Source organism: Novosphingobium sp. PY1, assembly GCF_017312445.1.
In the GTDB taxonomy this organism is placed as follows: Bacteria; Pseudomonadota; Alphaproteobacteria; order Sphingomonadales; family Sphingomonadaceae; genus Novosphingobium.
The window spans coordinates 198,368-217,432 of the sequence record NZ_BLTI01000009.1 but is presented as its reverse complement, the minus strand read 5'-3'; the positions used below and the strand labels follow the sequence as shown (position 1 = coordinate 217,432).

The following is a 19,065-nucleotide window of genomic DNA, read 5'->3' as shown; positions in this document are numbered from 1 at the left end:
AACCAACGAGGTCCCAAAAAAATAAGACCCGGAAAAATACCTGCGGCGGGCTTCACGGCCCGCCGTTTTCTTTGCACCTCCGGACAATGCGGGAAGTTGGAGGCGCGAGTCTCAGCGGCCGGCCATCTTCTTCACGGCAGGCAGGTAGGTCCGGCCGATCCGCAGGGCCTCTCCATCACCCGTCTCGGCGGCCCAAACGCCCAGCCCTTCGTGCTTGAGTCCGGCCACGAAATCGCGGCGCAGGATGCAGCTGCGGTGGATGCGGATGAAATGCTCGGGATCGAGCTTCTGCTCAAGGCTGGTGATGGTCTGGAGCAGCAGGTAGCTCTGCCCCGGCACGTGCAGGCGCACGTAGTCGCGTTCGGCATCGATACGCTGCACGTCGCTTGCCGGGATCCGGACCAGTTCGGAGCGGTGCGGCACCCAGAATTCCTCCAGCCACTCGCTAGGCGGGACAGTGCGTTCACCGCGCCTTGCCATGACCCGGCCGATAGCACGCTGCAGCCGATCGGGGGCGACGGGCTTGAGCACGTAGTCGACCGCATCGAGATCGAAGGCCTCGACCGCGAATTCGTCGTGCGCCGTCACGAAGATCACCGCAGGCGCCTCGGCCTTGCCGGAAAGCCTGCGGGCAACGGTAAGGCCATCGGTTTCCGGCATCGTCAGGTCGAGCAGCACAAGATCCGGCCTCAGCGCATCGATCAGACGCAGCGCGGCTTCTCCGTCGCTTGCGGTACCGGTCACGGTGATCCCTTCCATGCGCGCGCAGATCACCTGCATGCGCTCGACCGCGAGCGGCTCGTCGTCGACGATCAGCGTCTTCAGGGGACCTTGCGCAGCGCCGTTTCCTGCGTCCAGTTCAGCCACGGCCATGCTCCAGCGGCATTCTCAGGACCGTGGCGAAGCCGCCATCGGCGGTCTTTCCAAAATCGATGCTGCCCGCACTGCCATAGCGCGCGCGCAGCCGGTCACGGACATTGCCCAGACCGATACCGCAGCCTTGCGCCTTGCCCGCTTCGACACCGGGGCCGTCGTCGCTTACCGAAATCACCAGTTCATTCCCTTCGCGATGCGCAGCAATGGCGATCGTCACCGGCCTCTGGGTGGCGGCGACCGCGTACTTGACCGAGTTTTCGACCAGCGGCTGGAGGATCATGCCCGGCACCTTCGCATCGACGACGGCATCGTCAATATCGATCTTCGTCAGCAAACGATTGGGGAAACGCACCGCCTCGATGGCGAAGTACAGCTGCTGCAGCTCGATCTCTTCCGTGAGCGGCAGATCGCCGGTCGGATCGCCCGACAGGGTCCGCCGATAGAAGGTGGAAAGCGTCTGGATCATCGTTTCGGCATCGTCCTGCTTTCCGGTCATCACCAGCGCGGAGAGCGAGTTGAGCGTGTTGAACAGGAAGTGCGGATTGACCTGGTAGCGCAGCGAGCGCAACTCCGCCGCTTCGGCCGCACGGCGATATTCGCCTTCGCGCCGCTCAGCCGCACGCGCTTCCTCCGCCTTGGCCAGTGCGAAGTAGAGCGCCGCCCAGGCAAGGACGAGGAAGTAGCGGCCGAATGCGGTGTCGGCGATGGACGCCCAGCGCTTGAACGCGGCATCCTTGGGTATTTCGGTATGAATGGTGATGGCGGATTCGCCGTCCTTGCGCCGAGTGGGGCGTACCTGAACATCCGGGACCGCCTCTTCCCCCGCAGCCCCGGTACCATCGTCCAGGGGCCCTCCCGTTTCGCGCAAATTGGGCAGGTCGACCAGGATGTTTCCGGCCTCGTCGCGCGAGATGCGCACGTTACCCTTGTCCGTCGTCACCGAGGTCTCGTGCTTGCCGCCCTGGTCCTCGTCATATTCGATGTCGGAGAAGATCGTATTGTTGATCAGGCTGAGGACCAGCGACAGGGGCAGGGCGCCCATCAGCACCACAGCCAGACGCACCCCGGCCGACTTGCGGTCGAGCATCTGCAGCAGCGGCCAGACCGCCACCATGACCAGCATGGACAGGATGCAGATCGTCAGCCGGCGCGAGATGATCGGCCAGACGAAGTCGAAGCCGATCACCACGCCGCGCAGCGTCGCGACCGTGAAATAGCACGCCCAAAGGGCCGCGAGCGAGAGCAGTACCAGCCGCGCCGGAACCCTGGGTTCGTTGGAAAGATCCGTCATGCACGGTTGGAATAGCGCGAAAGTTCCCTTCCGCGCCAGTTCCCCGATCGAATCCGGTGCGTCGTTCGTCGATGCTCCGGATGCCCACGGCCTTGCCCGCCGGGATCAGTCGGCGAGCAGATGCTCCTTGGCGATTTTTTCCTTCCAGACCAGCGGGGCGAGCTGGTGGACGTTCTTGCCTTCGGAATCGACGGCCACGGTGACCGGCATGTCCTCGACGGTGAACTCGTAGATCGCTTCCATGCCCAGGTCTTCGAAACCGACGACCCTGGCTTCCTTGATCGCGCGGGCAACGAGGTAGGCCGCGCCGCCCACCGCCATGAGGTAGGCCGACTTGTGCTGCGCGATGGAATCGGTCGCCGCCGGACCCCGCTCCGCCTTGCCGACGCAGGCCAGCAGGCCCTGGTCGAGCATCATGTCCATGAACTTGTCCATGCGCGTCGCGGTGGTCGGGCCGGCCGGACCGACAACTTCGTCACGCACCGGATCGACCGGGCCGACGTAGTAGATCACGCGGCCCTTGAAATCGACGGGCAGTTCCTCGCCCTTGGCGAGCATGTCCTGGATGCGCTTGTGCGCGGCATCGCGTCCGGTGAGCATCTTGCCGTTGAGTAGGAGGCGGTCACCCTGCTTCCAGCTCTGCACGTCCTCGGCGGTAAGGGTGTCGAGATTGACGCGCTTGGCCTCGCTGCTCGGTGCCCATTCGACCTGCGGCCACTCGTCGAGCTTGGGAGTCTCGAGGAAGCTCGGGCCCGAACCGTCGAGCGTGAAGTGCGCATGGCGGGTCGCCGCGCAGTTGGGGATCATCGCGATCGGCTTGTTCGCGGCATGGCACGGCCAGTCGAGGATCTTGACGTCAAGCACGGTGGCGAGGCCGCCAAGGCCCTGCGCGCCGATGCCCATGGCATTGACTGCATCGAAGATCTCGATGCGCAGCTTCTCGATGTCGTTCTGCGGGCCGCGAGCCTTGAGCTGGGCCATGTCGATCGGTTCCATCAGGCTCTGCTTGGCCAGCTTCACGCAGTGTTCGGCGGTGCCGCCGATGCCGATGCCGAGCATGCCCGGCGGGCACCAGCCGGCACCCATCTGCGGCAGCATTTCCAGCACCCAGTCGACGATCGAATCGCTGGGATTCATCATCTTGAACTTCGACTTGGCTTCCGAACCGCCGCCCTTGGCCGCGACGTCGACCGAGACCTTGCTTCCCGGAACCATCGAGACGGACAGGACCGACGGGGTGTTGTCCTTGGTATTGCGGCGGGTGAAGGCCGGGTCGGCCAGCACCGAGGCACGCAGCTTGTTTTCCTTGTTGCCGTAAGCGCGGCGCACGCCTTCATCGACCACTTCCTGCAGGCTACGGTCGGATTCGAGACGGCAATTCTGGCCCCACTCGATGAAGACGTTGACGATGCCGGTGTCCTGGCAGATCGGACGATGGCCTTCGGCGCACATGCGGCTGTTGGTCAGGATCTGCGCGATGGCGTCTTTCGCTGCTGCGCCCTGCTCGGCCTCGTAGGCGTCGCCCAGCGCGCGGATGTAGTCCATCGGGTGGTAGTAGCTGATGTACTGAAGGGCATCGGCGACACTGTCGATCAGGTCGTCTTCGCGGATTGTCACCATATCGGCCATGGAATTGCGCTCCCGGTTCGCGGAAATCGTGGATTTGCCGGTCCCCATACGGCGGGACGGGGTGATCGTCAAAGCGCTACGACAACTCGACGAGCGTATTGTCAAAGCGCTTGGCCTCGCAGGCACCTTGTCCTAGAAGGCGCCCCACAAATGCCGAATTTGCAACCCATGCAAATGGCACGCATCGGCCCTGCAAGTATCGAGGGAACAGCACGAAATGACCTTGACCGAGGATCGGTCCGCCCCGTCCGCCCAGAATTCCGTGAGCGCGGCCCGTCGCGCCATGATCACCAGCCAGCTGCGCACCAGCGGGGTCAACGAGCCCTGGGTGCTTGCGGCAATGGCCGGCATCGCCCGCGAGGACTTCGTTCCCGATACCATGCGCGATGCCGCCTATATCGACCGTGCGATCCCGCTCGGCAATGGCCGCTCGCTCGCCGCGCCGCTGGTGCAAGCGAAGATGCTGGCCGAGGCCGAACCCACCGCCCAGGACAAGGCGCTGCTCATCGGCGACGGTGCCGGCTACCTTGCCGCGCTGCTGCGTCCGCTGGTCGGTTCGCTCGACGCCGTCGACCCGGCCGAAGCCGGCGCGATGGCGGGTGAGGGCGGTTATACGCTCGTCGTGATCGACGGTGCGATCGAGGAACTGCCTGTCGGCATCGCCGCCCAGCTTGCCGAAGACGGCCGCATCGTCACCGGCCTCATGGTGCGCGGCGTCTCGCGCCTCGCGTCGGGCCGCAAGGCCGCTGGCGTCGTGTCGCTGCTCCCGCTCGCCGAAATCGGCATTCCTGCGCTCCCCGAACTGGCGGCTCCGAAACGCTGGAGCTTCTGACCATGACCCGGTTCGTGTGGGGGCGTGCCGGGCTACTGTCGGGAATGGCCTGCATCGCCGCGATGCAGGCTCCGTGCGCGCGCGCCGACACGCTGCGCGAGGCCCTCGTCCTTGCCTATCAGACCAACCCGACGCTGCAGGCCGCGCGAGCCCAGCAGCGCGGCGTGGACGAAAACGTGCCCATCGCGAAGGCCTCCGGCCTGCCGAGCGTAAGCACGAGCGGGCGCTACACCGAATTCGTCAAGCAAAGCGCAACTTCCTTCACCGCCCCCGAGCGGTTGGTCAACGCAGGAGCGGACCTCAGCGTCCCGATCTATTCGGGCGGCGCAGTCAAGAATCAGATCAAGGCCGCGAAGATACGCGTCGAAGCCGGGCAGGCCGACTTGCGCGGTACGGAAAGCTCGGTCTTTTCCTCGGTCGTGGCGGCCTACATGGACGTGATCCGCAACGAGGCCATCGTCGGGCTCAACCGCAACCAGGTCGATGTCCTCAAGGTCAACCTCCAGGCGACGAGCGACCGTTTCGAAATCGGCGACGTCACTCGCACCGACGTTGCCCAGTCGCAGTCGCGTCTGGCGCTGGCACAAAGCGATGCCCGCGCGGCCGAGGCGAACTTGGCCGCCGCGCGCGAGACCTACATCCAGCTCATCGGCAAGGCTCCGGAGGCGCTCGAGGCCCCGCCGCCGCTTCCGAACCTGCCGAACACGGCGCAGGAAGCCGTCGACCAGGCCCTCGAAAACAATCCCGACCTGATCGCCGCGCGTGAGCGGACCAAGGCCGCCGAAAAGGACATCGACGTAGCCGGGGCGGGCCGCTTGCCCCAGGTCAGCCTATTTTCCTCGGGCAGCTACAACAATTACCTTGGCACCCTCGGCGGTATCGGCACCGAATCCGTGCCCCAGACCGATACTTCGGCACAGGCCGGTGCCTCGATCTCGATTCCCCTGTTCCAGGGCGGCCTCCCCGCGGCGCGCCGGCGGCAGGCACAGGCATCGGCTTCCTCCGCGCTGGAGAACGAGATCGGCATCGAGCGCCAGGTTATCGCGCAGGTTCGCTCGGCCTATACGTCATGGGTCGCGTCCAACGATCTGATCCGTTCGACCCAGGTCGCGGTCGATGCCGCCAAGCTCAGCCTCGAAGGCGTGCGGGCCGAGAACACGGTCGGCAATCGCACGATCCTGGACATCCTCAATGCCGAGCAGGAACTGCTCAATGCGGAAGTCCAGTTCGTCACCGCCAAGCGCAATGCTTATGTCGCGGGCTTCTCCCTGCTTGCCGCCATGGGCCGTGCCGAAGCGCGCGATCTCAACCTCGATGGCGGCATTCTCTACGATCCCGAACTCAACTATGAGCGGGTGAGGGGCAAGGTCTTCGACTGGGACGACGATCCCGCGCCGGTCGCTCAATCGACACGGACCGTTGACACGCCGCTGCAGGACGGTGAAATTCCACAGAATTAAGCATGTGCGGCGAATCGGGGCCAAAGTGATTCGGCCGCGCATGTGTCTGCCTTGTCACAAGGTATGCGAAGGGGCCTATACGATGCGTCAGAACGGTGAACCCTCGGTCGACGAGATCCTGCAGTCGATCAAGCAGGTAATCGCGCGCGACAATCGCGCGGGCGCCAAGGTCGAGCGCACGCGTCGCGCCACTGCCGGCGTCATCGAGCTTGAGGAAGAAGAGGACGAGGGCCTCGAAGACGTGCTCGAACTGCAGGAAACCGCCGAGCTGGAGCCCGATATGGACAAGGATGACGAAGAACCTTCGCTGATCCAGGACAATGTCCGCGCATCGATGCGCGAATCCCTTGCGGCCCTGGCCATGCTGTCCGAGCCCAGCGCGCCCCCGCAGATCGTGCGCTCGGGCGAAACCTCGCTGGAATCACTTACCCGCGAGCTGCTGCGTCCCGCACTTGCCGAATGGCTCGAGAAGAACCTGCCCCCGCTGGTGGAGCGCATGGTTGCGGCAGAAATCTCGCGGATCGTCGGCAAGAAAGGCTGAGGCCAAAGGTTCGCTGCGGCTTCGCGCGCACTGGACCTGCGCCCTTTCGGTTCCTACTTGGCGGGCATGAGCAAGCACCGCCACGAACTCGACAAGGCCCAAGAAGCCCTCGCCAAGGCAGGCGGCGCTTCCATCGAACGCCACATCTTCATCTGTGCCGAGCCGCAGAAAGGTGAATGCTGCAGTCCTGAAAAGGGGCAAGCCAGCTGGAAGTACCTGAAAAAGCGGCTCAAGCAGCTCGGCCTTGACGGCCCGAAAACGGACAGCGGCGGCGGCGTTGCGCGCACCAAGGCAGACTGCCTGCGCATCTGCTCATCCGGCCCCATCGCGGTCGTATGGCCGGACGGCGTCTGGTATCATTCCTGCAACGAGGACGTCCTGGAACGGATCATCCAGGAGCACCTGATCGGCGGCGCGCCGGTCGAGGACTATCGCCTGCGCCCTGCGGCTAACTGAACGGCCGGGTCAGAGCTCGGTATCGTCATCGAGCGGATCGATAATCGATTCGTCGTGGCCGGTGCCGCTTGAGAGGAACACAAGCCCCATCAGCGCCGATGCCAACAGCATCGTGAAGCCGATGCCAAGCGCGGTCGCGATGTAGAGATGCACCGAAACCATGCCGTTCGACCGGTAGAGCAGGATCACCGAGGCCAGGACGAGGCCGACCGTGATCGTCATCATCCAGCGCATGATACGCCTGAACCGGTTCCAGGCATGGGTTGCATTGACCGGATCTTCGAGGGGGGAGCGTGGTATCATTGCGTCTCATTTGCGCCTTGCGGGCCGCTGTCGCAAGGCCCTCGTGACAGTCAGCGCCATCTGTCAGTCGAAGTGGCTAGTCCCCGAAACCTGTGATATTCTGCGCCTGCAAAGCAAAACAGGGAGAATACGACGATGACGATCGGGCGCATTATCGAAGGCCGCGATACTGTTCTTACCTGCAAGGTCAGCACCACGGTTCGCGAGGCCGTGGAAATATTGGCCGAACGTCGCATCGGCGCCTTGCCGGTTCTGGATGGCGAAGGCCTTGCCGGCATGTTCTCCGAACGCGACGTGATCTACCGCTTGCGCGAATTCGGCCCCGGCGTTCTCGACAAACCGGTAAGCGAAGTCATGACGGCGCCGGCCGTGACCGTGGAATCCGAGACCTCGGTGATGACCGCGCTGGCCATGATGACCCGGCGGCGCATCCGCCACCTCCCGGTCATGGACGGAGCGCGCATGGTCGGCATGGTATCGATCGGCGACCTCGTGAAATACCGCATCGACAAGGTCGAGTCGGAAGCCGCAGCAATGCGCGAATATATCCAGATGGCCTGATCGCCGAAGAAATCGGCCGGTCAGCCACCGTTCCCTGTCTTTCGGCACTGCGTCGCTCCTGCCTCGACGCCTTGCCGCACGGGGCAGGGAAGCCTACATCCGGGATATGGACCAGCAGAACCTCACTCTCAGCCCTTCCGCCGCCGCGCGCGTGGCCACCATTGCCGCCAAACAGGGCAAGGCCGCGATCCTGCGCCTCTCGGTAGAGGGAGGAGGCTGCTCCGGGTTCCAGTACAAGTTCGGCCTTGCCGACGCCCCCGAAAGCGAGGATTCGGTGACCGAAACCGACGGCGTGAAACTGGTGGTCGATCCGGTCAGCCTCGATCTCGTCAGCGGCTGCATCGTGGATTACGTGGAATCTCTGGGCGGGGCAGCTTTCCGGGTGGAAAATCCCAATGCCGCCGCCGGGTGCGGATGCGGGTCCAGCTTCAGCATCTGAGCTTGACGAACCGGCGCCTGACTGCCGAGAAGGCGCCATGAAAATCGCAACCTTCAATATCAACGGCGTCAAGGCGCGCCTGCCCCGTCTGCTCGAATGGCTCGAGGAGACGCGCCCGGCCGTCGCCTGCCTGCAGGAAATCAAGTCTCAGGACGAGGGCTTCCCGATCGCCGAGTTCGAGAAGCTGGGCTACAAAGGCATCTGGCATGGCCAGAAGAGCTTCAACGGCGTCGCCATCCTTGCCGATGGCGAAGCGCCGGTCGAAGTCCAGCGAGGCCTCGACGGGGAGCCCGAGGACGATCACTCACGCTATCTGGAAGCCGATGTCTTCGGTGTCAGGGTCGTGTGCATCTACTTGCCCAACGGCAATCCGGTGCCCGGACCCAAGTTCGATTACAAGCTGCGCTGGATGAAGCGCCTGCGTGAGCGTATGACCGCGATCAGGGCCGAGGAAGTTCCCGCCATCGTCACTGGAGACTTCAACGTCATCCCGCATGACCGCGACGTCTGGTCGCCATCGGCCATGGCCGCCGACGCCCTGATGCAGCCGGAATCGCGCGATGCCTACTTCCGCCTGCTCGGCGACGGCTGGACCGATGCGATCGCCACCCACAATCCGCGCGGCGGCGTCTGGACCTACTGGGATTACCAGGCAGGGGCCTGGCAGCGCGACCATGGCTTTCGCATCGACCATGCCCTGCTTTCGCCCGAGCTGGCCGATCGACTGGTCGCCTGCGGCGTCGACAAGGCGCATCGCGGCCGGGAAAAGGCCAGCGACCATGCACCGGTCTGGGTCGAACTGAGGAAGTGAGGCAAGAGCCCGCCCGTAGGGGCGGGCGGGCCATCAACGATAGAAGATGTGGTTGTCGACCTGGGCGAGGCGCGTGAGGCGCCAGTTCGGCGACACACGGGCGGCGTGGAAGAACAGCGCGCCCTTGGCCGGGCTTTTCCAGCTGCCGTCGATCGCGATGGTGGCGATAGCCAGCGCGCGGCGCCAATCCTTCGATTGTTCGCGAATCTTCGGCATGCGGCTTCCGCGCACGAAGGAGAACTGCGAACGCTGGAACACGACATCGCAGAAGTTATCGGGGAAGCGATCCGATTTGGCGCGATTGATGATCACGCGCCCGACGGCAAGCTGCCCCTCGAGGGACTCGCCGCGCGATTCAAAATAGATCGCACCGGCTAGGCAGCGCAGCTGCTTGCCGATTGCATCGGGCATGCCCTGCTCTGCGACGAGCTGAGCCAAGGTGTCGGCTGCGATGACCTGGTCGTCACCGTCATCGTCCGTAACGATCCCGTCATCTTCGGACGGGAGCGCCTGAACCACCGGTTCGGAGACGAAACTCACCTGGGGTTCCGGTTTTGCCAGGATCGGAACGATGTCCGACGTGGCCGCGCCCGACCCCTGGGCGCTGAATAATGCGGTAAACACCGTTGCGGCCAGCGCCACTGCGCTCGCCCACTGCAATTTGGTTCGCATCAAGCCTTGGTCTAAAGCGGTGGACCCATCTGACACAAGCGGGAACAGAATGCCGTTACCGGCATTGAAATACTGTACCGCGCCTGCCGACGATCCCCCGGCTGCGTGCTAGCTGGTGTGGCCGAAATGCCTCCCGCGCCGCCTTCGCGTTTGCGGCCCCCTTACCTTGCATTCCTTGCAAGTCAACCGGATTCGTTACCCAATTCCGATGAAACGCTCACCATGCGCGATATCAAGCTCGATGACCCAGAGATCGGGGTCCTGATCCGCCCGACGCGCGATGAACTCTGATATTTCCCATGGTTTTTCAATGTCTTGCTTCTTTGAACAAGTCCATTGGCGGGTTCCGTCCAATTGCGGCATGCGCTCGTAAGCGCGTGTATTCGCTCCATTTTCGGTAAGGACGACCATGATCGTTCCGGCGTCGCGTTCACCTTTGTTGAGAACGGTTGCGAAACCTCCTTCGGCCTGGACCCGTCGAAGCAGACTCGAGACTTCGAGGTGTGCAGGCAGGCGCGCTTCCACCGGTCAGCCCTGGGCCGTAAAGGCGGCCGAATATCCGGGAAGGCCGGAAAGCGGGATGCGCGAACGCATGAAGGTGCCGGTTCCGCGTCCGACTTCGTCGCCTTCCTCGTCGATCAGCCGCGATTCCGCCACGAGCACACGACGTCGGCCACTCACCCAGCGCCCCTCGGCGCGAACGGTTCCACCCTTGATCGGCTTGCTGAGCAGCAGGTTGAACGAAGTGGTCAGCAGGAAGCGATCGGTGATGAGCGTGTTCGCTGCGTAGAACGCCGCGTCGTCGAGCATCTTGAAATAGATCGTGCCATGCGCGGCGCCGGCGGCATGAAAGCAATCGGGTCCTACATCGAACGTGATGCACGAAAGTCCTTCGCCGGTGATCTGGAGAGCCGAGCGAAACTTTTCGTTGATGGCCGCGGATGCATAGAGGTTTTCCAGGGCCCGCCAGTGCAGGCTCGCACCGGCCGCATCGGCGTTGTCGGCCTCTGTCATGTCAGGCAGCGTCGCGGTCGATGACGTTGCTCAGGAGGCTGTAGAGGACTTCCGGCCCCGGGGCTTCGAGCAATTCATCGTGCATGCGTTCATCGCGCATCATCCGCGAGATCGCGGCGAGGGCATGGAGATGCGCGGCACCGGCGCCATCCGGCGACAGCAGGCCGAAAACCAGATCGATCGGCATTCCGTCGGCAGAATCGAATTCCACGGGAGATTCGAGCCGCATGAATGCAGCCACCGGACGCTTCAGACCGGAAATGCGGGCATGCGGAATCGCAATACGACGGCCAAAGCCGGTACTGCCCAGTTCCTCGCGTTCGAGCATGCGTGCCAGCACCGCATCGCGCTCAAGGTCATAGACCTGCGCGAAAAGGGCGGCGAGCTCGCTGAGGATAAGATCCTTGCTGTCTGCGGCGGTCGCAACGACGGCCTCAGGCAGAAGAGTAAAAAGACCATTCATTTCAAATCTGATTCTAGTCTTGACCGGTTGCCATTTATTATACGCTCATAACCCCCGGAAAATCCGGGGGTTACGTCCTCTCCTCCGATCAGGAATTCAAACGCCTGGTGACGTCACTGCTCGGCGTCAGTGAGGTTCGACCCAGCCGATCGAACCGTCGCCGCGGCGGTAAACCATATTATGCCGACCAGTACCAGCGTTTTTGAAGAACAAGGCCGTGGTATTGCGCAGGTCGAGCATCATGACCGCATCGGATACCGTTGCCTCTGGAACGTCGACACGAGTCTCGGCGATGACCAGCGGCGCATCGGCCTCGATCTCGTCCTCGTTCTCGACCGGCGTTTCCTCGAAGATGGTATAAGCTGCTTCCTCGGCAGCGATCGCATGGGCGGACTGCTCGTGGCGGTCCTTCAGACGGCGCTTGTAACGGCGCAGCTGCTTGTCGATCTTTTCCGCGGCCTGGTCGAGGGCAACGTGCGCGTCATGGGCAAGACCGGTGGCCTTGAGAACCAGGTTCTGCATGACATGCATGATGATATCGCACCGGAACGCGCCGGCGGGCGCTCGGCCAAAGGTCACGTGCGAGGACAAGGCCCGACTGAAATACTTCTCGATGATCGCCGTAAGACGTTCACCAGCGTGGACCTGAAGGGCCTCGCCAGTATCGACCTGGTGACCGGAGACGCGGATATCCATGGGCGTATTCTCCTCTTGCTAGAGTTCAGGCACCCCAGAGCGGGGTATCGACCGACTTGAGGAATTCCGCATGTGCGGCGAGTTCCTCTTCGGTGGCCGCGTGGGAACGCGGCTGACGGAAAGGTCGATCCCTTCGTGTGAGGATCTTCGTTTCCGTCACGATCTCGGTGATTTCGGCTCCCAGCTCGAGGCCGATCTGGCGGCCTCCGCGAAGCTCGACATAGACCTGTGCCAGCAGTTCCGCGTCAAGCAGGGCGCCATGCTTCGTGCGGTGGCTGCGGTCGATGCCATAGCGTGTGCACAGCGCATCGAGCGAAAGCTTCGCGCCGGGATGGCGAACCTTGGCCAGGGCCACGGTATCGACCATCCGATCGCGGCTGACTTCCGCATGACCGCAGGTCTGCAATTCGAAATTGATGAAGTTGAAGTCGAACCCGGCGTTATGCGCCACCATCGGGCTGTCTTCGATGAAGTCGAGAAACTCGTGCGCCCTTTCGGCAAACAGCGGCTTGTCGGCCAGGAAAGCATCGGAAAGACCGTGGACGGCCTCCGCTTCGGCCGGCATCGACCGCTCGGGATTGAAATAGGCGTGGAAGGTGCGTCCAGTGAGCACTCGGTTGACCATTTCTATGCAACCGATTTCGACCATCCGGTCACCGTTTTTGGGGTCGAACCCCGTCGTTTCGGTATCGAAGATGATCTCTCTCATCACTTCTCATATCTGCCTGCTGAGGCCCGTGTGCAAGGGGCTGACAAAGGAAATTATGCGCTAGCCATCGCAGCAACCAATCGGGCGACCTGTTCGCGCGTTTCGGCAAGGCTTGTACCGGTGTCGATGACATGGTCGGCCCGCGCCCGCTTTTCGCAGTCCGGTACCTGCAGGGACAGGATCTGCTCGAACTTTTCCTCCGTCATGCCCGGCCGCGCCAGGACCCTTTCGCGCTGGGCCCCGGAGGGGGCGGAAACGACGGCCACGGCATCGAGCCCTTGCGCTCCGCCTTTTTCATAAAGGAGGGGGATATCGAATACGATCAGAGGTTTATCTGAGTTTTCCCGGAGGAATTCCTGCCGCATTTCGGCCACGGCAGGATGCACGATGGCTTCGAGCCGGGCGAGCTTTTCCTTGTCCCCGAAGACCGCGGCGCCCAGCTTCGGCCGATCCACGCCTCGCGCGCCGGTGGTTCCGGGAAAGGCTTCCTCGATCGCCGGAAGCAGGCGGCCACCCGGGCCCTGCAGCGCATGCACCGCCGCGTCCGCATCGAACACGGGAACGCCCAGTTCGCGCAGCATCTGTGCCACTGTCGATTTGCCCATGCCGATCGAGCCGGTCAGACCGAGGATCCGGGGTCGAGTCGCAGTCACTTGAGCAGGATCTCCCGAAGCTCGGCATCCGAGTCGCGCAGTGGAAATGTGCCGAAGAACTTCTCGAAGGCGAAAGCAGCCTGGCCGATAAGCATGGACAGGCCGTCCACCGTCTCGAACCCGGCCTCGCGCGCCTCCTTCAGAAAAGAAGTCTCCAGCGGGCTGGTGATAATGTCATAGATCACGCTGCCGGGAGGGACATGACTGAAATCAAATTCCAGCGGTGCCTGACCGGTCATCCCCAAGGGGCTGGCATTGACGACGAGGTCCATGATGCCCTTGCGGTCGTCAAACGCAAAATCGGTCGCCTGGCTGAAATGGGCGAGGTCGATCGCGTGGTGGTCGTCTCCGGTTGCCAGTTCCTCGAGCAGGGCGCGCGCCTTTTCGGGATTGCGACCGGCGAGGACGAGCACGAAGCCCTTGCGGGAAAGCGCGGCAATGATCGCGCGGGCAGCTCCGCCGGTGCCGAGGACACGCGCCATGCGGAATAGGTGCTGCTGATCGAGTCGCTCCCGAAGCGGTTCTAGGAAGCCGGGGACATCGGTATTGTAGCCCACCAGCGTCCCGTCTTCCTCGCGCACGACAGTATTGACCGCACCGATGCTCTGCGCGAGCGGATCGAGCCGGTCGAGCAGCGGAATGATATCCTCCTTGTGCGGCATCGTCACGTTGCAACCGCGCCAACCGGCATCGGCGCGGCGAGCCGCGAGGTAATCCGGCAAGCCGCCGGAAGCGACGCGGCAGGCCTCGTAGCGCGCATCGATCCCTTGCTTGCCAAGCCAGAAATTATGGATCGCCGGGGACTTGGACTGGGCGATGGGATCGCCGATCACTTCGGCATAGGGCTGGGGCCGGGAGGAAAAAGTCATTTCTTCATCACTCCCAGTTCGCGCAGTGCCGCCTGCACCTTGAGCAGCGGCATGCCCAGGATGGTGAAATAGTCGCCATCGACTTTCTCGAACAGCTGCACGCCCCGGCCTTCGAAGCGGAAGACACCGACGCAGCCTGACACTTCGGGCCATTCGGCCTCGAGGTAATCGGCGATGAAGCCATCGGACATGGCGATCACGTGCAGTTCGGCGAGGCCGCCTTCGGCCCAGACCACTTCTCCATCGCGCGCCAGGGCTGCCGCGCTGTGCAGCTTCATGACCTTGCCGGAAAAAAAGCGGAGATGTTCGGTCGCGGCCTCGCGCGTTCCGGGCTTGTCGAACCGGAAACCGTCGCAGGTGACGAGGGAGTCGCTGCCCAGCACCAGCGTACCGGGTGCATTATGCGAAACCGCAAGGGCCTTGGCCCTGGCGAGGGCGAGCGCGACTTCACCAGCCGGAACCGCGCCAAGATCTGCTTCGATCGCACGTTCGTCGACATGTGCCGGCTGCGTGCAGAAGGGAATCTGGGCAGCTTCCAGCATCGCGCGACGCGATGCACTCTTGGATGCGAGAACGATCATTGTCTTTGCTGTGCTTCCCGAAAAGTCAGATCGGCTTGGGTCCGACCGGGCCCTTGATGCCCGAGGCCTTGCGCTCGTTGTACAGGTTGATGATCGCCGCAGCCGTTTCCTCGATCGAACGGCGGGTGACGTCGATGACCGGCCACGAATTATCGGCGAACATGCGGCGCGCGTACTTGACCTCGCTTTCCACCTTTTCCGCCTGCACATAGTCGGTATCGGGCGACTGGCTCAGCGAAAGCAGGCGGTTGCGGCGCACCTGGATGAGGCGCTCCGGCGCCGTCGTCAGACCGACTACCATCGGCCGGCGCAGACCGAAGAGGGCCTGGGGCGGCGGACTTTCCACCACGATGGGGATATTCGCGACCTTGTAGCCGCGGTTGGCGAGATAGATGCTCGTCGGCGTCTTGGACGTGCGCGATACGCCCGCGAGGATGATGTCGGCATCTTCCCAGTCTTCCCATGCGATCCCGTCATCGTGGGCAATCGTGAACTGGATCGCGTCGACGCGCGCGAAGTAGGCTTCGTCGAGGCGGTGCTGGCGGCCGGGACGTCCCTTCGCTTCCTGTCCCAGATGCGCCTCGAGCGCGTCGGTCACGTTGTCGAGCACGGCAAGGGCGGGAAGCCCCAGCGTGTGGCACCGCTCTTCCAGCCTTCCGCGCGTTTCTTCATTCACCAGCGTGAAGAAGACGAGACCGGGATTCGCGGCGATTTCCCCCATGATGCGGTCGAGGTGCTGCTGCGAGCGGACCATTGGCCAGAAATGGCGCAGGACTTCGCTGTCATCGAACTGGGCGAGCGCTGCCTTGGCAATCATTTCCAAGGTTTCGCCAGTGGAATCCGAAAGCAGATGTAGGTGAATTCGCGCCATGAATGCGATCTCGCGAGGTCCTTGTGGCGGCCTGTGGATATGTAGCGGCATAAACCACGGGAGCGATCCGGTGACAACTCGCGACGGCGATTCCGTCCCCATCGTCCAGATTCCACAGGGGGTACTTGTGGACAGTCCGCGGAGTCATTCCACAGGCTGGGGATAAGGCGCAAAACGTTTGATTGACTCTGCAGCGAGGGAGAGTCGCATCGGCCACTTCACCCTGTTCAATCCGGGACAAATCGGGCAAGGGTCGCCCGTCCCCGATATCCACAGGGCCAACAGACTCCATCATCCTTTTATAAAATCTCTTATTTTTTTGATCGGACCCGAAACGCGATGCCAGGCCTCCTTCTGAACACGCTCCGTGGCGAAAATTCCGGCAAACGCCCAATCTGGCTCATGCGGCAGGCTGGACGCTATCTTCCGGAGTATCGGTCCTTGCGTGCAGAGAAGGGCGGATTCCTCGCGCTGGTCTACGACACCGACGCCGCGGCCGAGATTACCCTGCAGCCAATCCGCCGCTTCGGATTCGATGGAGCGATCCTGTTTTCCGACATCCTCATCGTACCTTACGCGATGGGACAGAATCTCGAGTTCCTTGCAGGCGAAGGGCCGAAACTGAGCCCGCGCCTCGTCGATCATATGCTCGATGGACTCACCGCAGTGCCCGAGCGGCTTTCCCCGATTTACGATACCGTCGCCAAGGTTCGGGCCTCGCTCGATGCCGACAAGACGATGTTGGGCTTTGCAGGAAGCCCCTGGACCGTCGCGACGTACATGGTCGCAGGCGAGGGGAGCCGGGACCAGCATGAGACCCGGGCCATGGCCTATCGCGATCCTGCGGCCTTCGAGGCGATCATCGAGGGAATCGTCGACGTGACAGTCGAGTACCTCAGCGGCCAGATCACGGCCGGCGCCGAAGCCATCCAGCTGTTCGATTCATGGTCGGGCAGCCTTGCCCCCGCGCAGTTCGAGAAATGGGTAGTGGCGCCCAATGCGAGCATCGTTGAGCGCATCAGGGCCCTGCACCCGCAGACACCGATCATCGGCTTTCCCAAGGGCGCCGGAGAGAAGCTGGCCGCCTATGCCCGCGAGACCGGAGTCGACGCCGTCGGGATCGACGAGACGATAGACCCGATCTGGGCCGCGCGCGAATTGCCCGAAGGCATGCCCGTGCAGGGCAACCTGGATCCACTGCTGCTGCTTTCGGGCGGTGCGGAGCTCGAGAAACAGGCCCATGCGGTTCTTGATGCCTTCGCCGGGCGTCCCCACGTGTTCAACCTCGGCCACGGGATCGGTCAACATACGCCGATTGCCCATGTCGAGGACCTGCTGCGGGTCGTTCGAGCCTGGCAGCGCCAAGCGTAAGTGTAGAAGGAAGGAGGGCGCGGCCTTCACGCGCCAGAGGTGACTCATGGAGCAGATTTTGCAGACCACCTACCTTTGGCTGAAAGCCGGCCACATCATTTTCGTGATCTTCTGGATGGCCGGGCTCTTCATGCTCCCGCGATACTACGTTTATCATCAGGAGTCGGCACCCGGCTCTGAAGAGGAGGCGAAGTGGGTCGATCGCGAAGCCAAGCTGCGCAAGATCATCCTGACTCCCTCACTGATCATGGTCTGGCTCTTCGGACTGGCGCTGGCCAGCTCGATCGGCGCATGGAGCCAGGGCTGGCTGCATGCCAAACTGCTCTTCGTCGTGGCGCTGAGCGGCTATCACGGCTGGCTTGTCGCTTACGGCAAGAAGCTGGCGCGTGGCGAGCGGAGCCTTACGGGCAAGACGCTGCGTCTGCTGAACGAAATTCCCGGGCTTGCTGCCGCAATCATCGTCGTCCTGGTGGTCGTCAAGCCGTTCTGAATCCTACCTCCGAATGATGGTCCGGCGTGCGGGCGAGGCAGTTTGTCCCGCTTGCACGGCCTGGGAGAAGTGTTCCGTTGACCGGGGGCCGCGCAGGCCTTATCTGGGCAGACCACCGGCATTGGGCTGCGACGCCCGTCCGCAAGCCCGGATCTGCTTTCCCCAAGCCCCTCGATCAGCCGGCCGTATCCAAACTTTTCCATTCGGAAACCAAGCAAGATGCATCTGAAAGAACTGAAGAAAAAGACCCCGGCCGAGCTCGTGGAGATGGCCGAGGAAATGGGAGTAGAAGGCGCTTCGACGATGCGCCGCCAGGACCTGATGTTCGGCATTCTCAAGGAAGTCGCCGAAGACGGTGAGGAAATCATCGGCCAGGGCACGATCGAAGTGCTGACCGACGGTTTCGGATTCCTGCGCAGTCCCGAAGCGAATTATCTCGCCGGTCCCGACGACATCTACGTCTCGCCCAACCAGGTCCGCAAATGGGGCCTGCGCACAGGCGATACCGTGGAAGGCGAGATCCGCGCTCCCAAGGACGGTGAGCGCTACTTCGCCATCACCAAGCTGATGAGCGTCAACTATGACGATCCCGACGTGGTGCGCCACCGCGTCAACTTCGACAACCTGACGCCGCTCTATCCCGACGAACGCCTCAAGCTGGACAGCCTCGACCCTACGGTCAAGGACAAGTCGGCCCGCGTGATCGACCTGATCAGCCCGCAGGGCAAGGGCCAGCGTGCCCTGATCGTCGCGCCGCCACGCACCGGTAAGACCGTGCTGCTGCAGAACATCGCCAAGGCGATCACCGACAACCATCCGGAAGTCTTCCTGCTGGTGCTGCTCGTCGACGAGCGCCCGGAAGAAGTGACCGACATGCAGCGCTCGGTGAAGGGCGAGGTCATCTCCTCGACTTTCGACGAGCCGGCCCAGCGCCATGTGCAGGTCGCGGAAATGGTGATCGAGAAGGCCAAGCGTCTCGTCGAGCACAAGCGCGATGTCGTCATCCTGCTCGACTCGATCACTCGCCTCGGCCGCGCCTACAACACCGTCGTGCCCAGCTCGGGCAAGGTGCTGACCGGCGGTGTCGACGCAAACGCCCTGCAGCGCCCCAAGCGCTTCTTCGGCGCGGCGCGCAACATCGAGGAGGGTGGTTCGCTCTCGATCATCGCCACCGCCCTGATCGATACCGGCAGCCGCATGGACGAAGTCATCTTCGAAGAGTTCAAGGGCACCGGTAACTCGGAAATCGTCCTCGACCGCAAGGTTGCCGACAAGCGCATCTTCCCGGCTCTGGACGTCGGCAAGTCCGGCACCCGCAAGGAAGAGCTGCTGGTTCCCAAGGACCAGCTCTCCAAGATGTGGGTCCTGCGCCGCATCCTGATGCAGATGGGCACGGTCGATGCGATGGAATTCCTTCTCGACAAGATGAAGGATTCCAAGACCAACGAAGACTTCTTCGCGACAATGAACCAGTAAG

Annotated in this window: 24 protein-coding genes; 10 read left to right on the top strand and 14 right to left on the bottom strand. The window is 63.0% G+C overall.

Features of this window, described 5'->3' with window-relative positions:
- Positions 1–111: 111 nt before the first annotated feature.
- The 3 genes from J3474_RS16745 to J3474_RS16735 form a co-directional block, all read right to left on the bottom strand.
- Complete coding sequence (locus tag J3474_RS16745) at positions 112–873, bottom strand: LytTR family DNA-binding domain-containing protein (RefSeq protein WP_207094924.1); 762 nt, start codon at positions 871–873, stop codon at positions 112–114.
- On the bottom strand, positions 860–2,167 hold the full coding sequence (locus J3474_RS16740) for a sensor histidine kinase (RefSeq protein WP_207094923.1): 1,308 nt from the start codon (positions 2,165–2,167) through the stop codon (positions 860–862). The genes J3474_RS16745 and J3474_RS16740 overlap by 14 nt, the downstream gene beginning before the upstream one ends.
- Positions 2,168–2,272: 105 nt before the next feature.
- Positions 2,273–3,796, bottom strand: a complete 1,524-nt coding sequence (locus tag J3474_RS16735; protein ID WP_207094922.1) for a fumarate hydratase — start codon at positions 3,794–3,796, stop codon at positions 2,273–2,275.
- Between the two features lie 217 nt (positions 3,797–4,013).
- Between J3474_RS16735 and J3474_RS16730 the strand changes: the two genes are divergently transcribed.
- The 4 genes from J3474_RS16730 (at position 4,014) to J3474_RS16715 (ending at position 7,085) form a co-directional block, all read left to right on the top strand.
- On the top strand, positions 4,014–4,628 hold the full coding sequence (locus J3474_RS16730; protein WP_207094921.1) for a protein-L-isoaspartate O-methyltransferase: 615 nt from the start codon (positions 4,014–4,016) through the stop codon (positions 4,626–4,628).
- Between the two features lie 2 nt (positions 4,629–4,630).
- Positions 4,631–6,088, top strand: a complete 1,458-nt coding sequence (locus tag J3474_RS16725; RefSeq protein WP_207094920.1) for a TolC family outer membrane protein — start codon at positions 4,631–4,633, stop codon at positions 6,086–6,088.
- Between the two features lie 82 nt (positions 6,089–6,170).
- Entirely contained in the window at positions 6,171–6,629 is a 459-nt protein-coding gene (locus J3474_RS16720; RefSeq protein ID WP_013834551.1) for a DUF2497 domain-containing protein, read from the top strand.
- 66 nt (positions 6,630–6,695) lie between these two features.
- Entirely contained in the window at positions 6,696–7,085 is a 390-nt protein-coding gene (locus J3474_RS16715) for a ferredoxin (protein WP_013834552.1), read from the top strand.
- 9 nt (positions 7,086–7,094) lie between these two features.
- Here J3474_RS16715 and J3474_RS16710 read toward each other — a convergent pair whose 3' ends face one another.
- Positions 7,095–7,388, bottom strand: coding sequence for a hypothetical protein (locus J3474_RS16710; RefSeq protein WP_013834553.1), 294 nt, complete (start codon positions 7,386–7,388; stop codon positions 7,095–7,097).
- 135 nt (positions 7,389–7,523) lie between these two features.
- Here J3474_RS16710 and J3474_RS16705 point away from each other — a divergent pair, with 135 nt between their 5' ends.
- The 3 genes from J3474_RS16705 (at position 7,524) to xth (ending at position 9,199) form a co-directional block, all read left to right on the top strand.
- A complete protein-coding gene (locus J3474_RS16705; RefSeq protein WP_013834554.1) occupies positions 7,524–7,949 on the top strand; it encodes a CBS domain-containing protein in 426 nt (141 codons plus the stop codon).
- A 106-nt stretch (positions 7,950–8,055) separates the two neighbouring features.
- Positions 8,056–8,388, top strand: coding sequence for an iron-sulfur cluster insertion protein ErpA (gene erpA, locus J3474_RS16700; protein WP_013834555.1), 333 nt, complete (start codon positions 8,056–8,058; stop codon positions 8,386–8,388).
- 37 nt (positions 8,389–8,425) lie between these two features.
- A complete protein-coding gene (xth, locus tag J3474_RS16695; RefSeq protein ID WP_207094919.1) occupies positions 8,426–9,199 on the top strand; it encodes an exodeoxyribonuclease III in 774 nt (257 codons plus the stop codon).
- A gap of 33 nt (positions 9,200–9,232) precedes the next feature.
- On the opposite strand, the gene J3474_RS16690 is transcribed toward xth, so the two are convergent.
- From J3474_RS16690 to J3474_RS16645, 10 genes are all read right to left on the bottom strand, one after another.
- Complete coding sequence (locus tag J3474_RS16690; RefSeq protein WP_013834557.1) at positions 9,233–9,871, bottom strand: cell wall hydrolase; 639 nt, start codon at positions 9,869–9,871, stop codon at positions 9,233–9,235.
- Between the two features lie 195 nt (positions 9,872–10,066).
- A complete protein-coding gene (locus J3474_RS16685) occupies positions 10,067–10,396 on the bottom strand; it encodes a DUF1491 family protein (protein ID WP_013834558.1) in 330 nt (109 codons plus the stop codon).
- Between the two features lie 3 nt (positions 10,397–10,399).
- Complete coding sequence (locus J3474_RS16680) at positions 10,400–10,885, bottom strand: PaaI family thioesterase (protein ID WP_013834559.1); 486 nt, start codon at positions 10,883–10,885, stop codon at positions 10,400–10,402.
- Between the two features lies 1 nt (position 10,886).
- On the bottom strand, positions 10,887–11,348 hold the full coding sequence (locus tag J3474_RS16675; protein WP_207094918.1) for a PTS sugar transporter subunit IIA: 462 nt from the start codon (positions 11,346–11,348) through the stop codon (positions 10,887–10,889).
- Positions 11,349–11,474: 126 nt separating this feature from the next.
- A complete protein-coding gene (gene hpf / locus J3474_RS16670) occupies positions 11,475–12,044 on the bottom strand; it encodes a ribosome hibernation-promoting factor, HPF/YfiA family (RefSeq protein WP_007012601.1) in 570 nt (189 codons plus the stop codon).
- Positions 12,045–12,069: 25 nt separating this feature from the next.
- Complete coding sequence (gene dnaQ / locus J3474_RS16665) at positions 12,070–12,753, bottom strand: DNA polymerase III subunit epsilon (RefSeq protein WP_013834561.1); 684 nt, start codon at positions 12,751–12,753, stop codon at positions 12,070–12,072.
- Between the two features lie 53 nt (positions 12,754–12,806).
- Entirely contained in the window at positions 12,807–13,406 is a 600-nt protein-coding gene (coaE, locus tag J3474_RS16660) for a dephospho-CoA kinase (protein WP_013834562.1), read from the bottom strand.
- Positions 13,403–14,275 (bottom strand): shikimate dehydrogenase, encoded by an 873-nt coding sequence (gene aroE / locus J3474_RS16655; protein WP_207094917.1) that lies wholly within the window; start codon positions 14,273–14,275, stop codon positions 13,403–13,405. The genes coaE and aroE overlap by 4 nt, the downstream gene beginning before the upstream one ends.
- Complete coding sequence (locus J3474_RS16650) at positions 14,272–14,856, bottom strand: Maf family protein (protein WP_013834564.1); 585 nt, start codon at positions 14,854–14,856, stop codon at positions 14,272–14,274. The genes aroE and J3474_RS16650 overlap by 4 nt, the downstream gene beginning before the upstream one ends.
- Positions 14,857–14,881: 25 nt before the next feature.
- The gene (locus tag J3474_RS16645; protein ID WP_013834565.1) at positions 14,882–15,727 is read right to left on the bottom strand and encodes a pyruvate, water dikinase regulatory protein; all 846 of its coding nucleotides are present in this window, start codon (positions 15,725–15,727) and stop codon (positions 14,882–14,884) included.
- A 339-nt stretch (positions 15,728–16,066) separates the two neighbouring features.
- Between J3474_RS16645 and hemE the strand changes: the two genes are divergently transcribed.
- The 3 genes from hemE (at position 16,067) to rho (ending at position 19,064) form a co-directional block, all read left to right on the top strand.
- On the top strand, positions 16,067–17,098 hold the full coding sequence (gene hemE / locus J3474_RS16640) for a uroporphyrinogen decarboxylase (protein ID WP_207094916.1): 1,032 nt from the start codon (positions 16,067–16,069) through the stop codon (positions 17,096–17,098).
- Positions 17,099–17,144: 46 nt separating this feature from the next.
- Positions 17,145–17,588: a CopD family protein gene (locus J3474_RS16635; RefSeq protein WP_013831466.1), complete on the top strand. Its 444-nt coding sequence runs from the start codon at positions 17,145–17,147 to the stop codon at positions 17,586–17,588.
- Between the two features lie 219 nt (positions 17,589–17,807).
- Positions 17,808–19,064, top strand: a complete 1,257-nt coding sequence (gene rho / locus J3474_RS16630) for a transcription termination factor Rho (protein ID WP_013831467.1) — start codon at positions 17,808–17,810, stop codon at positions 19,062–19,064.
- Position 19,065 lies beyond the last annotated feature (1 nt).

Coding starts and splice junctions, on each gene's coding strand:
- J3474_RS16745 (WP_207094924.1), bottom strand. CDS start 873: ATGGCCGTGGCTGAACTGGACGCAGGAAACGGCGCTGCGCAAGGTCCC.
- J3474_RS16740 (WP_207094923.1), bottom strand. CDS start 2,167: ATGACGGATCTTTCCAACGAACCCAGGGTTCCGGCGCGGCTGGTACTG.
- J3474_RS16735 (WP_207094922.1), bottom strand. CDS start 3,796: ATGGCCGATATGGTGACAATCCGCGAAGACGACCTGATCGACAGTGTC.
- J3474_RS16730 (WP_207094921.1), top strand. CDS start 4,014: ATGACCTTGACCGAGGATCGGTCCGCCCCGTCCGCCCAGAATTCCGTG.
- J3474_RS16725 (WP_207094920.1), top strand. CDS start 4,631: ATGACCCGGTTCGTGTGGGGGCGTGCCGGGCTACTGTCGGGAATGGCC.
- J3474_RS16720 (WP_013834551.1), top strand. CDS start 6,171: ATGCGTCAGAACGGTGAACCCTCGGTCGACGAGATCCTGCAGTCGATC.
- J3474_RS16715 (WP_013834552.1), top strand. CDS start 6,696: ATGAGCAAGCACCGCCACGAACTCGACAAGGCCCAAGAAGCCCTCGCC.
- J3474_RS16710 (WP_013834553.1), bottom strand. CDS start 7,388: ATGATACCACGCTCCCCCCTCGAAGATCCGGTCAATGCAACCCATGCC.
- J3474_RS16705 (WP_013834554.1), top strand. CDS start 7,524: ATGACGATCGGGCGCATTATCGAAGGCCGCGATACTGTTCTTACCTGC.
- erpA (WP_013834555.1), top strand. CDS start 8,056: ATGGACCAGCAGAACCTCACTCTCAGCCCTTCCGCCGCCGCGCGCGTG.
- xth (WP_207094919.1), top strand. CDS start 8,426: ATGAAAATCGCAACCTTCAATATCAACGGCGTCAAGGCGCGCCTGCCC.
- J3474_RS16690 (WP_013834557.1), bottom strand. CDS start 9,871: ATGCGAACCAAATTGCAGTGGGCGAGCGCAGTGGCGCTGGCCGCAACG.
- J3474_RS16680 (WP_013834559.1), bottom strand. CDS start 10,885: ATGACAGAGGCCGACAACGCCGATGCGGCCGGTGCGAGCCTGCACTGG.
- J3474_RS16675 (WP_207094918.1), bottom strand. CDS start 11,348: ATGAATGGTCTTTTTACTCTTCTGCCTGAGGCCGTCGTTGCGACCGCC.
- hpf (WP_007012601.1), bottom strand. CDS start 12,044: ATGGATATCCGCGTCTCCGGTCACCAGGTCGATACTGGCGAGGCCCTT.
- dnaQ (WP_013834561.1), bottom strand. CDS start 12,753: ATGAGAGAGATCATCTTCGATACCGAAACGACGGGGTTCGACCCCAAA.
- aroE (WP_207094917.1), bottom strand. CDS start 14,275: ATGACTTTTTCCTCCCGGCCCCAGCCCTATGCCGAAGTGATCGGCGAT.
- J3474_RS16650 (WP_013834564.1), bottom strand. CDS start 14,856: ATGATCGTTCTCGCATCCAAGAGTGCATCGCGTCGCGCGATGCTGGAA.
- J3474_RS16645 (WP_013834565.1), bottom strand. CDS start 15,727: ATGGCGCGAATTCACCTACATCTGCTTTCGGATTCCACTGGCGAAACC.
- hemE (WP_207094916.1), top strand. CDS start 16,067: ATGCCAGGCCTCCTTCTGAACACGCTCCGTGGCGAAAATTCCGGCAAA.
- J3474_RS16635 (WP_013831466.1), top strand. CDS start 17,145: ATGGAGCAGATTTTGCAGACCACCTACCTTTGGCTGAAAGCCGGCCAC.
- rho (WP_013831467.1), top strand. CDS start 17,808: ATGCATCTGAAAGAACTGAAGAAAAAGACCCCGGCCGAGCTCGTGGAG.